The organism is Enterococcus mediterraneensis (assembly GCF_900604485.1).
Taxonomy (GTDB): Bacteria; Bacillota; Bacilli; order Lactobacillales; family Enterococcaceae; genus Enterococcus_C; species Enterococcus_C mediterraneensis.
The window spans coordinates 774,898-787,321 of record NZ_UWOP01000001.1; the positions used below are offsets into that span (position 1 = coordinate 774,898).

At 41.1% G+C, this 12,424-nt stretch carries 13 protein-coding genes; 7 read left to right on the top strand and 6 right to left on the bottom strand.

Annotated features, from left to right (window positions below):
- The first annotated feature begins 112 nt into the window (after positions 1-112).
- From EFB00_RS03680 to EFB00_RS03690, 3 genes are all read left to right on the top strand, one after another.
- Positions 113-664 (top strand): DUF1836 domain-containing protein, encoded by a 552-nt coding sequence (locus tag EFB00_RS03680; RefSeq protein WP_122645570.1) that lies wholly within the window; start codon positions 113-115, stop codon positions 662-664.
- Entirely contained in the window at positions 661-1,518 is an 858-nt protein-coding gene (locus EFB00_RS03685) for a DegV family protein (RefSeq protein WP_122645571.1), read from the top strand. Before EFB00_RS03680 ends, EFB00_RS03685 begins: the two co-directional genes overlap by 4 nt.
- A 276-nt stretch (positions 1,519-1,794) precedes the next feature.
- Positions 1,795-2,796, top strand: a complete 1,002-nt coding sequence (locus EFB00_RS03690; RefSeq protein WP_122645572.1) for an alpha/beta hydrolase — start codon at positions 1,795-1,797, stop codon at positions 2,794-2,796.
- Between the two features lie 64 nt (positions 2,797-2,860).
- Here EFB00_RS03690 and EFB00_RS03695 read toward each other — a convergent pair whose 3' ends face one another.
- The 3 genes from EFB00_RS03695 to EFB00_RS03705 are packed head-to-tail and all read right to left on the bottom strand — an operon-like array spanning position 2,861 to position 5,617.
- Positions 2,861-2,992: a FeoB-associated Cys-rich membrane protein gene (locus EFB00_RS03695; RefSeq protein WP_122645573.1), complete on the bottom strand. Its 132-nt coding sequence runs from the start codon at positions 2,990-2,992 to the stop codon at positions 2,861-2,863.
- Positions 2,992-5,151 (bottom strand): ferrous iron transport protein B, encoded by a 2,160-nt coding sequence (gene feoB / locus EFB00_RS03700; protein ID WP_122645574.1) that lies wholly within the window; start codon positions 5,149-5,151, stop codon positions 2,992-2,994. The genes EFB00_RS03695 and feoB overlap by 1 nt, the downstream gene beginning before the upstream one ends.
- A gap of 1 nt (position 5,152) precedes the next feature.
- Positions 5,153-5,617, bottom strand: coding sequence for a ferrous iron transport protein A (locus tag EFB00_RS03705; protein ID WP_122645575.1), 465 nt, complete (start codon positions 5,615-5,617; stop codon positions 5,153-5,155).
- A 351-nt stretch (positions 5,618-5,968) separates the two neighbouring features.
- Here EFB00_RS03705 and nrdH point away from each other — a divergent pair, with 351 nt between their 5' ends.
- The 4 genes from nrdH to EFB00_RS03725 all read left to right on the top strand — a co-directional run bounded on the left by nrdH (position 5,969) and on the right by EFB00_RS03725 (position 10,450).
- On the top strand, positions 5,969-6,193 hold the full coding sequence (gene nrdH / locus EFB00_RS03710; RefSeq protein ID WP_122645576.1) for a glutaredoxin-like protein NrdH: 225 nt from the start codon (positions 5,969-5,971) through the stop codon (positions 6,191-6,193).
- Positions 6,194-6,295: 102 nt separating this feature from the next.
- On the top strand, positions 6,296-8,458 hold the full coding sequence (nrdE, locus tag EFB00_RS03715) for a class 1b ribonucleoside-diphosphate reductase subunit alpha (protein WP_122645577.1): 2,163 nt from the start codon (positions 6,296-6,298) through the stop codon (positions 8,456-8,458).
- An 18-nt stretch (positions 8,459-8,476) separates the two neighbouring features.
- A complete protein-coding gene (gene nrdF / locus EFB00_RS03720) occupies positions 8,477-9,442 on the top strand; it encodes a class 1b ribonucleoside-diphosphate reductase subunit beta (RefSeq protein WP_122645578.1) in 966 nt (321 codons plus the stop codon).
- 189 nt (positions 9,443-9,631) lie between these two features.
- Positions 9,632-10,450, top strand: coding sequence for a DUF92 domain-containing protein (locus EFB00_RS03725; RefSeq protein ID WP_241153443.1), 819 nt, complete (start codon positions 9,632-9,634; stop codon positions 10,448-10,450).
- A 26-nt stretch (positions 10,451-10,476) separates the two neighbouring features.
- Here the strand turns inward: EFB00_RS03725 and EFB00_RS03730 are convergent, their stop codons facing one another.
- The 3 genes from EFB00_RS03730 to EFB00_RS03740 form a co-directional block, all read right to left on the bottom strand.
- Positions 10,477-11,193, bottom strand: a complete 717-nt coding sequence (locus EFB00_RS03730) for an MgtC/SapB family protein (RefSeq protein ID WP_122645580.1) — start codon at positions 11,191-11,193, stop codon at positions 10,477-10,479.
- A 127-nt stretch (positions 11,194-11,320) separates the two neighbouring features.
- A complete protein-coding gene (nagB, locus tag EFB00_RS03735) occupies positions 11,321-12,025 on the bottom strand; it encodes a glucosamine-6-phosphate deaminase (RefSeq protein WP_122645581.1) in 705 nt (234 codons plus the stop codon).
- Positions 12,026-12,212: 187 nt separating this feature from the next.
- Positions 12,213-12,416: a CsbD family protein gene (locus tag EFB00_RS03740; protein ID WP_122645582.1), complete on the bottom strand. Its 204-nt coding sequence runs from the start codon at positions 12,414-12,416 to the stop codon at positions 12,213-12,215.
- Positions 12,417-12,424 lie beyond the last annotated feature (8 nt).

Here is a 12,424-nt window from a genome sequence, read left to right on the forward strand (position 1 = left end):
CCTTACTTTTCAATGTAAAAAAAATGTGTTACGATATTCTTAGGTTATGTAGTTTCCAAAACTAGATAATAGATTTTTTACAATTATATTTAATAATTATCAGGAGAAAAAAATGAATAGTATTAAACAAGAATTAGCTAACTGGGGAGAATCGTTGGAAGATTTTCATTTACCACGTTGGGATGCACTACCAGATCTCGAGCTTTATATGGATCAAGTCATCAAACTGATCGATCAATATTTGGCACCGGTCATCCGTCCTGAAAAACATACATTATTGACTTCATCAATGGTAAATAATTATGTGAAACTCGGTCTGATCCCAGCCCCTCAAAAAAAGCGTTACACCCGTAAACATGTAGCCTTTCTCGTGGCTATTACGTCATTGAAACAAATTTTAACGATCCCTGAAATCAAAGAAGGCATCATTTTTCAAGGGAAAATGTGCGGCATCCAAGAAGCTTATAATATTTTTTGCTATGAGCAAGAACAAGCGATCCACCGTATCGCCTATCAAGCACAAGGAAAACTCTATGAAGAAACCAGCAAAGATGCTGTAGAATTCATCGCGGTGCGTGCTGCGACACTTGCGTTTGCAAACAAGATGCTGGCTGAAAAAACGATTGCCTTAGAAACTGCATATATAAAGGAGCAAAAAACATGAACAAAGAAAAAATCGCAATTTTAGTCGATTCTGGTACAGATGTCCCAGAAGAAATCATGAAAGAAAAACAAATGTACATGATCCCGCTGAAAATCATCTATAAAGATGGAGAATATATCGATAAAGTCGAAATCACCGCTGAAGAGATCTACAGCCGCTTATCCGAAGAGATCCCCAGTACTTCTTTGCCATCAGGCGAAACCATCAATCAAATTTTCGATCAAATCAAAAAAGACGGCTATGAAAAAGTATTAGCAGTCACGATCTCTAGCGGTTTGAGCGGAACCCATAATATTGTTCGTCTTTTAGGAGAACAATACGATGGACTTGATGTGTATGTTTTAAACACCAAAAACATCGGAATCGGTGCCGGTCTGCAAGCAATTCGTGCAAGTGAATTATTGGAAACGGGTATGGATTTTGAAACGATCATCAAACAATTGGAAGAAGAAGTTGCAAAAAGCAAAGTCTACTTCAATGTTGCAACTTTGGAATATCTGCAAAAAGGAGGACGGATCGGTCTCGTAGCTTCGATCTTAGGAACTGCCCTCAAATTGAATCCGATTATTTCATGTAACGATGAAGGAATCTATTATACTGTGTCCAAAGCGCGCGGTCGGCGAAAAAGTTTGGAAAAAACATTGCATCTGATCCATAAATTTGTCGGCGATCATCGTAAAGTCCGTCTAGCTGTCGCTCACGGTGCGGCTTTTGAAGAAGCTGAAGAGATGAAAGCACAGCTTCAAAAAGATTTCCCTTGGGTGGAAGAATGGTATTTCGGCGAGATCTCTCCTGCTCTTGTTGTACACACCGGACCAGGATTGTTGGGTGTCGGTGCTCAATTATTAGACTAAGGAACAAGTTTTACTGCTTGATCAGATAGGTATAACACATAAAAACATTGATTATGAGGGTAAAGGTGACTGATTCCACGTAAAACTTGCTCCTTCTAAAATCAAATACGCAAAAAAAGATAAATCCTGCGGAAAATTTCGCAGGATTTTTTTCGTTATATTTCAATCAAATAAAATAATTATTTTTATATAAAAAGATTAAAAATCAGCAAATTTTTGGCCTTCTTCTTGTAAGATGCGCTATGATGTGTTTAGCAATTTAGAAGGAGTTATTTTATGAAAAAATTTGTTTTAGCTTTTTTAGGTATTCTAGTATTTCTATGTATTACTGTTTTCTTAGCGTTTCAACTCTCTCCCCGTCCTGGCGTTTGGATCATTCGGCAAGGTTTCAAGCATGATCCTATTACAAATCAACAAAAATATGAGAAGGCCGCACCGACTGTTGAAACGATCCATAATATCAATTACACTTCAAGCTTTACCAAAAATTCAGCGGATATCTATTACAAAAAAGGTTCGACAAAACCTCAACCTACGATCTTTTGGCTTCACGGCGGCGGTTTTGTAGCCGGTGATAAAGAGGCTCTGAAAGAATATGCCACCTATCTTGTGAATGAAACCGGCTATACTGTTGTTTCATTGGACTATGAAGTAGCTCCTGACGCAAAATATCCGAGTCAAGTGAAGCAAACCCAAGAAGCCTATCAATATTTTAAAGAACAAGAAGCCCGCTACCCAATGATCGATTTTTCTAAAGTTATGTTTGGCGGTGATTCTGCCGGCGCACAGATCGCCGCACAATTCGTTTTGATCCAAACCAATCCGGATTATCGTCAGGAAATAGATTTCCCACAAGTAGTTGCCCCTGAAACGATCAAGGGAGCTGTTTTATACTGCGGTCCTTATGATCTAAAACAAATTCTGAAAGAAAAATCCGATGATCGTTTTGTTCGTTTCTTTGTACAAACTGTTGGCTGGGCTTTATCTGGCCAAAAAGACTGGAAAAACTGGTCGAAAGTCGATGAAATTTCTTTAGTGGATCATTTGACGAAAGATTATCCGCCAGTATTTGTTACAGACGGCAACGCCTATTCTTTCCAAGAACAAGGAATTGCATTTGTTGATCGCTTGAATCAGCTTGGTGTTCCTACCGAAAGCTTGTTTTATAACAATGAGAAAAAAGCCGTCAATCATGAATATCAATTTGATTTCACAGATGAAAAAGCTTGGGATTGTTTTGATCAAACCGTTGCTTATATGCGGAATATCTTCGAATGATCTAAAAAAGCTGAAACGATCTGGATAGCTAGTTAGCTCTATCCAAGATCGTTTCAGCTTTTTTTTATTTCACTTGTTCATGTTTCACGGGACAGCTTGTTTGACAGTCTTCGCAGCTATTGCCGCTTTTCAGCTGATGATAAATGATCCAGCCGGCACTGCCGAAAATCACGATACTCAATAATAGTGTTGCCATTAGTGCTCACTCCCTTTTACCATCTGCACAAACGGCTGATGGTTTTCTTGCGCTTTAGGTCTGCGACATATTGCAAAAATCATAACCAACAACAAAATAACTGCAAAGATCGTTCCGATAGAGAGTTCTCCACCTTCAAAAATGACATGTCCGAATTGATAAAGCAGAAAACTCACGCCATATGCCAATCCGCATTGATAACCGATCGCCAGCCACGTCCATTTTTTATTTGCCATTTCGCGATGGATCGCACCGATCGCAGCAAAACACGGCGCACATAATAAATTGAAGGCTAAGAAGGAGTAGGCAGCTGCCGCTGTAAAGTGCATGTGCATCTGTCCCCAGATCTCCACGCCATTTTCAGAGACTTCCGGGATTTGACCATACAACACGCCCAATGTTCCGATGACATTTTCTTTTGCTACCAATCCTGTTAATGTCGCGACGGTTCCTTGCCAATGTCCCCAGCCAAGAGGTGCGAAGATTGGCGCGATCACTTGCCCCAAACGAGCAAGGATACTCTCGTTCGCTTCTGCCGGACGCAATAAGAAATCAAAACTTGACGCAAACCAGATCAAAATGCTTGATACAAAAATGATCGTTCCCGCTTTTTTAACGAAAGACCAGCCGCGATCAAAGGTTTGGTGTCCAACATTTTTCAGTTGCGGCAAATGATAGGCTGGCAACTCCATAATAAATGGAGCCGGATCACTAGAAAACAAACGCGTTTTTTTCAATGCGATCCCAGATAAGACGATCGCTGTGATCCCTAAAAAGTAGGCGGAAGGAGCTACCCAACTGCTGTTTGGAAAAAAGGCGCCGGCGATCAGCGCAATAATCGGCAATTTCGCCGAACAGGGCATGAAGGTCGTGACCATGACCGTCAAACGGCGGTCTTTTTCATTTTCGATGGTCCGGCTGGCCATAACTCCCGGCACACCGCAACCTGTCGCGATCAGCATGGGGATAAATGATTTTCCGGACAATCCAAATTTTCTAAACAAACGATCCATGACAAATGCGATCCGTGCCATGTAGCCGCAATCTTCTAATAAAGACAAACAGAAAAACAACACGACGATTTGCGGCAGAAAACCTAATACGGCGCCGACACCGGATAAGATCCCGTTTAAGATCAACTGCTGCATCCATTCCGCCACGTGCCAGCTGATCAATGTCTGCTGTGTCCACTCAGGAACGATCGAACCAAATAAAACATCATTGAGCCAATCACTACCCATCGTTCCGATAGTTTGGATCGACAAGTAGTAGATCCCCCACATGATCAACGCAAAAATCGGTAAAGCAAAAAAACGATGCGTGACTATTTGATCGATCTTGTCGCTGGCACTCAGGCTCCACTCTTTATCATTCGTCGCACAAAGCGCCACCAAACGCGCGATGAATTCATAGCGTTCATTGATCAAGATTGCTTCACTAGTATCGTTGAAGATCTGTTCAGTGATTGCAATGATCTCCGCGATCTCTTTTTGCTGGATTTTTGAAAGATCGACTTGCTGATTAACCACCGGATCTTGTTCAAATAGTTTTACCGCAAACCAGCGCGCTTGTTTCTGGGGCACAGTATTTCCTAAGATATCCATAATTTCACCAAGTGCCGCTTCTAGACGCGGATCGTAAGTAGGATATGCAGTTTCTGGCGGAAATTTTTCAGCAGCGTGCAGGCTGTGGCGGATCAATTCATCCAGACCTTGTTTTTTCAAGGCGCTCATACCTACCACATCGGTCTGCAAGCCGTAAGCTAATTTTTCAAGATTGATCCGTTTACCGCTTTTTTTGACCACATCCATCATATTTACGCCCACCACGACCGGTACGCCGATCTCCAATAGCTGTGTAGTGAGATACAGATTTCGTTCCAAGTTACTGCCATCGATGATATTCATGATGACATGCGGCTGTTCATTCAGCAGATAATCACGAGCTACGATTTCTTCAGGGGTATATGGAGAAAGAGAATAGATTCCCGGCAGATCTTGAATGATCACAGATTTGTTTTTGCGCAGTGCGCCGGATTTTCGTTCCACCGTAACCCCAGGCCAGTTGCCAACAGACTGCAAAGAGCCTGTCAGCTGGTTGAATGTGCTTGTTTTTCCGCTGTTGGGATTGCCAGCTAAAGCTAAATAGGTCTCTTGCATGTTACGACTCCTTCTCTACTAAAATATAGGCTGCCTCGTTTTTACGAAGTGTTAGTTCGTACCCCCGCACATTGATCTCGATAGGGTCTCCTAAAGGCGCGCGTTTACGAACTTGGATATGAACATTTTTGGTAAGTCCCATGTCCATCAATCGACGCTTCACAGCCCCTTCTCCATGGATCCCTACCACATGTGCACTCTCGCCTACTTTTAACTGATCCAGCGGCAACCATTCACCGCTTTTAGCCGCTTCTTCCACTTCAATATTTTCTAAAACCTGCTGATCTAATGCCAAACGACTATTATGTAGAAGAACAATGCTGTTGTTCCCTGATTTCTGCAATAAAACGATCTTACTATCAGAAACTAATCCCAAGTTTTTCAAATGCAATTGCGTTTCTGGAACTGTATGTACTTCTTTTACTTGATATACTCTATGGATAAGCGCTTCACTTAATTTTATCATCACATTCCCTCCAAGGAATTTGTGTTGTTATATACAATTGGAATTGAGAATCATTCTCGGTTAAAGATTACTTTCTTTCCTGCTAAAAGTCAATCTGATTTCAAATATTGTTCGTATATTCACATGGAAAATTTAATTTCACTTTTTTAACCAGTTTTTTTATACAATCAGTTGTTTAATCTAAAAGCAATCGAGAAAAATCAAGAATTTTTCCTGAGCGTTACTTGCATAAAAACACAAAGTTTAGTATGTGTCAATTTCACAAACACTAGATATAGTGTTTAATTATTGACTTTTATCTGTCGTAGCTTATACTAGATTTATAGCAAAAATCTTGAAGGAGGTCTCGTAATGAATATTACCGTATTTTCAAAAAATAACTGTATGCAATGCAAAATGACCAAACGTTTCTTAAACGATAACAACATCACTTTCCGTGAAGTGAATATTGATGAACAGCCTGAAGCGATCAGTCAATTAAAAGAACAAGGTTTTCAAACCGTTCCTGTGGTCACTACCGACTCACAAACGATCATCGGTTTCCGTCCAGATCAATTACGACAATTAGCTTCCTAGTCTATCGACTATTAATTTACAACATACTTGGATTTGTCAGCCTAGAAGCCTACAAATCCTTTTTTTAATCGTTCAAACTACGTAAAGAAAGTGGGCAGTGCCATGAGCTTAAAAAAAATAGCTTCAGATGTGAGTTATTTCAAATTAAATAATGAGATCAACCGTCCAGTCAATGGACAGATTCCTTTAAATAAAGACAAAGAGGCTTTAGAAGCCTTTTTTATTGAAAATGTCGAACCCAATACAATGAAGTTTTCTTCTATCAAAGAGAAGATCGACTATCTTGTAGCAAACGACTATTTAGAAACTGAATTTTTGGCGAAGTATTCCAATGAATTTATTGAAAAATTATACCAATTTCTTGCTGAGCAGAATTTCCGTTTCAAGTCATTTATGGCCGCTTATAAATTCTATTCACAATATGCGTTGAAAACCAATGATGGAACAGCGTATTTAGAGACTTATGAAGATCGTGTCGCCTTCAATGCGCTTTACTTTGCAGATGGTGATGAACAATTGGCGCTGGATCTGGCAGATGAAATGATCCACCAACGTTACCAACCAGCAACCCCTTCTTTCTTGAACGCCGGCAGAAAACGCCGCGGGGAATTGGTCTCTTGTTTCTTGATCCAAATCACTGATGACATGAACTCGATCGGACGCGGCATCAACTCTGCGCTGCAATTATCTCGTATCGGCGGCGGTGTAGGGATCACATTGTCCAACTTGCGGGAAGCCGGAGCCCCTATCAAAGGATATGAAGGTGCCGCAAGCGGTGTGATGCCTGTCATGAAATTATTCGAAGACAGCTTCAGCTACTCGAACCAATTAGGCCAACGTCAAGGTGCCGGTGTGGTCTATCTGAATGTCTTCCACCCAGATATCATCAACTTTTTATCCGCGAAAAAAGAAAATGCCGATGAAAAGATCCGGGTAAAAACTTTGTCATTAGGCGTATTGGTTCCTGACAAATTTTACGAATTGACTCGTAACAATGAAGAAATGTATCTTTTCAGTCCTTACAGTGTCGAAAAAGAATACGGTGTGCCTTTCTCTTATATCGACATCACAAAAGAATACGACAATCTCGTAGCTAATCCGAAGATCCGCAAAACCAAGATCAAAGCCCGTGATTTAGAAAACGAGATCTCAAAATTACAACAAGAATCTGGTTATCCTTATATCATCAACATCGATACCGCTAACCGTGCAAATCCAATCGATGGCAAGATCATCATGAGCAACTTGTGTTCAGAGATCCTGCAAGTCCAAGAACCTTCCTTGATCAACGGAAAACAAGAATATGAAGTAATGGGAACAGATATTTCTTGTAACTTGGGATCTACTAATATCGTCAACTTGATGGACAGTCCTGATTTCGGAAAATCCGTGCGGTCAATGACCCGGGCGTTGACGTTTGTTACCGACGCTTCTGAAATCGATGTGGTACCTTCTATCCAACACGGCAACAAATTGGCTCATACGATCGGTTTAGGTGCGATGGGGTTGCATACTTTCTTTGCGAAAAATCATATGGAATACGGTTCGCCGGAATCTCTTGAATTTACTGATCTGTATTTCATGTTGTTGAATTACTGGACTTTGGTGGAAAGCAACGCGATCGCGCGGGAACGCCAAACCGTCTTCCATAACTTTGAAAAATCAGCTTACGCAGACGGCAGCTATTTTGACGAATACATCACCGGCAAATATCAGCCTAAATCTGAACAGTTGAAAGAAATCTTTAAAGATATCTTTATCCCAAGCGCAGAAGACTGGAAAAATCTGAAAGCCGCTATCCAAAAAGACGGCTTGTACCATCAAAATCGTTTAGCCGTAGCGCCAAACGGATCGATCTCTTATATCAATGACACCAGTGCCAGCCTGCACCCTATCACACGGATGATCGAAGAACGTCAAGAAAAGAAAATCGGCAAGATCTATTATCCTGCTCCTTATCTTTCAAATGATACGATCCCTTATTACAAATCCGCTTATGATATGGATATGCGTAAAGTGATCGATGTCTACGCTACTGCACAAAAACACATTGACCAAGGAATGAGCTTGACCTTGTTTATGCGTTCAGAGATCCCAGCCGGTTTGTATGAATGGAAAACCACTAACAAACAAACGACTCGCGACCTGAACATTCTCCGTCACTACGCATTCCATAAAGGCGTCAAATCGATTTATTACGTACGGACCTTTACTGATGATGCCGAAGAGATCGGTAGCAATCAATGCGAAAGCTGTGTGATCTAATTGACTGGAGGAAAAGAAATGGCAACTTATTACGAAGCGATCAACTGGAATGAGATCGAAGACATTATCGATAAATCCACATGGGAAAAACTGACAGAACAATTTTGGCTGGATACTCGTATCCCCCTTTCTAACGATTTGGACGACTGGCGGACATTGTCAGAGTTAGAAAAAATCACCGTAGGACACGTTTTCGGCGGATTGACACTACTAGATACGGTCCAATCAGAAAGCGGGATGGATCAATTGCGTAAAGATGTGCGTACTCCACACGAGGAAGCCGTCTTGAACAATATCCAATTTATGGAATCTGTCCATGCGAAAAGTTATTCATCGATTTTCAGTACCTTAAACAGCAAAGCTGAAATAGAAGAGATCTTTGAATGGACCAACACAAATCCTTTCTTGCAAAAGAAAGCTGAACGGATCAATGAGATCTATAAGAACGGCTCTCCTTTAGAAAAGAAAATCGCCAGCGTGTTCTTGGAAACTTTCTTGTTCTACTCCGGTTTTTATACACCGTTGTATTATCTAGGAAACAACAAATTGGCAAACGTTGCTGAGATCATCAAGCTGATCATTCGCGACGAATCCGTCCATGGCACCTATATCGGTTATAAATTCCAATTAGGCTTCAACGAACTTCCGGAAGCCGAACAAGAAAGCTTGAAGGAATGGATGTACGACCTTCTTTACGAATTGTATGAAAATGAAGAACGCTATACAGAAGAACTTTACGATGAGATCGGTTGGACGGAAGAAGTCAAAACCTTCTTGCGTTACAACGCCAACAAAGCCTTGATGAACTTGGGTCAAGATCCATTGTTCCCAGATACCGCTAACGACGTCAATCCGATCGTAATGAACGGTATCTCCACCGGTACCAGCAACCATGACTTCTTCTCCCAAGTCGGGAACGGTTATCTGCTGGGGACCGTTGAAGCCATGAAGGATGATGATTATCTGATTGGTCTGGATGACTGATTCGTTTTCTTAACTATCTATGACAACAAACTATCTGAACATTCGTGAGCACTCGTTGCAGGACTCATGGGTGTCCGGATAGTTTTTTATTTACCTATTTTTCTCTGCTTTTTGACACTCTTTTTTTGGGGGCTTATAAGGTTATATGCTACAATTTTAGTAATCGTAAGAAGCGGGAGGGATTTTGTGATGATTATTTTGTATTCATTGTGTTTAGGGTTATTAGGCAGTACGATCGTTGCGTTTTTTGCCTATATTTTACAAGCACTTACCTTATCTGGCTGCGTGGCGCTGATGATCGTCGGAGCCTTTGCGTTTACCTTTGCTCCTAGCGGCAGTTGGCTGCTTTTATTTTTATTTTTCGGCAGTTCCCTTTTGATCCATCGTTTAAAAAATCTCTCCAAAAAAATCCCCTCCCAACAATTAGACAACAGCGGTACAATCCGCAATGGTAAACAGGTTTTTGCTAACAGTACGCCTTTTTTATTGGCCTGTATCGCATATTTTTTTACAAAAGAAATGTATTGGCTGATCGCTTGCGGCAGTACGTTGGCTGGTGCCGCAGCTGATACGTGGTCTTCTGAAGTCGGGGCGCTGTCAAAAAAAGCACCAAGAAATATCTTGGATTTTCGACGAGAAAAACCAGGATCTTCCGGTGCAGTTTCGATATTAGGGACTTGGGCGGCAGTTTTTGCCAGTCTTCTGATAGCGGGAAGTTTTTATCTGTTGGTCCGTTTATTTCATCCTACGATCGTATCCGGCTATTTTTTCATATTGCCGCTTCTTTGCGGATTTTCTGACTCACTGATCGACAGTGTTTTAGGCGCGACGTTGCAAGCAAAATATCTGTGTATTGTTTGCGGAAAGAAAACAGAAAAACGAAACCATCATGGACAACCGGCTTTACTGGTCCACGGGTTTCGTTGGCTGACAAATGATGGCGTCAATTTTTTAAGCGGTCTTTTGACTTTGGCCCTTTCCATTATCTTGACCCTTTGGTTTTACTAAATCCATCACCTGATCCCTTCATCGTGTTATGAAGATTGGATAGAGACTAAGCGGAGTTTTGTGATGTTTTTGTAGATGGATAATTCTTCGATCACTTCTGTATAGGTTAGATTATTGGGCAGATCAATCGTATAGATATTGGTGTAAATTCGATGATCATCAATAAAATCTACATCGAAATTCACATCTTCGATAGCGATCCGGTTTTGTTCAAAATACTCTGTCAAGAATTCTTTGGTTTCTTCCCGATGAATAAATTGGATCTCCAGCTTTTTGGTAGCAGGAACACGGATCACTTGATTGACGACTGTTAATGCGATAAAGATTCCGACAAAACTTGTAATGGCGATTCCATAAAAGCCCATCCCGATTGCGATGCCTAATCCGGCGATCGCCCACAAGGAAGCTGCTGTTGTCAAACCAGTCACGGAGCGCTTCGTCACGATGATCGTTCCGGCACCAAGAAACCCTACACCGCTGACGACTTGTGCGATCAAACGCCCTTGATCGGAACTGATGACGCTGGCTAAATCGGGATTGTTCAACGCATCTCGCAACGAACTGCTGGCTATCTCTACTTGGATCAGTGCGATAACACACGCACCCATACAAACTAAAATATGTGTCCGCAATCCTGCCGGACGATTTTTATATTCCCTCTCAAAACCGATGACACCGCCAAACAGCATGGCTAACCCCAAACGAATAAGGATCTCCGGTATCGATAAGACCATATCCACCATGTCTCGCACCTCCCGTACTTCAACTATACCATGGCTTTTGTGAATCTTTTTTAGGAATGCTCAAAAAACGGCGAAAGCTCCTGAAGCCTTCGCCGTTTATCCATTTTTTCCAGTTAGGATGTATAAATTACAATTTGCTTGCGGCTGCGTCGTCAACGATCACAACGACATCTGAATGATTTTGCAGCGCAGATGCTGGCAGATCAGTTGTTACTGGTCCGTCAACCATTCCTTTGATGGCATCAGCTTTTGCTTCGCCATAAGCCATCAAAATCATTTTTTTCCCTTTCAAAATCGATCCGATTCCCATAGAGATCGCTTTTGTTGGCACGTCTTCGACTTTGTCAAAGAAACGTTTGTTAGCATTGATGGTTGATTCTGTTAATTGAACAACAGAAGTCAGTCCGTCTAATGGTGCTCCTGGTTCGTTGAAACCAATGTGTCCATTTTGACCGATTCCTAGAATTTGGATATCAACTGGATGCGCATCAATGATCTCATCATAATGTTTGCATTCTGCTTCTAAATCTTCTGCTTTGCCGTTTGGCACAAAAGTTTCTTTAAATGGTTTTTTATCGAATAATTGTATATTCATGAAATGACGGTAGCTTTGTTCGTCGTTTCCGCCTAGACCTACATATTCATCCAAGTTTACGGAAGTCATTTCTGAGAAATCCAGATCGCTTTCAGTCATTTCTTTGTATAAAGTGACGGGCGTGCTGCCAGTTGCTAAGCCTAACGTTTTAATGCCGTCTGTTGCCATTGCTTCTTTGATCAATTCGAACGCTTTTTTTCCGCCTTCTTCAGCATTTTTCACGCGAATAATTTCCATTTTCGAGCCCTCAGCTTTCTTTTTTTGGTATAGCCCAATTATAGCACGACTTTTTTTCAGATGCAATAATTGTCTAGACCATATCTCAAATAACCAAAAAATTTTATGAAACAACGCATCCATTCCGCTTTGACTTATTCTGAAAACAATAAAAACGGGACATCTCTGCCCCGTTTTGTTCGCTTACTTAAATTCTATCACGATCGTTATCGTCGTGTTTGTCTAAAAAGTCGTTTGCTTTGTCTGAAACTTCATCAGCTTTTTTGGCAGCTTCATCTTTAGCTTCGCCATATTTTTGTTGAGCTTTACCTTTTAACTCTTCTGATTCGTCTCCAGTGATTTTACCTTTGATTTCTTTGAATTTGCCTTTGATTTTGTCTTCGTTTACCATAAATGATC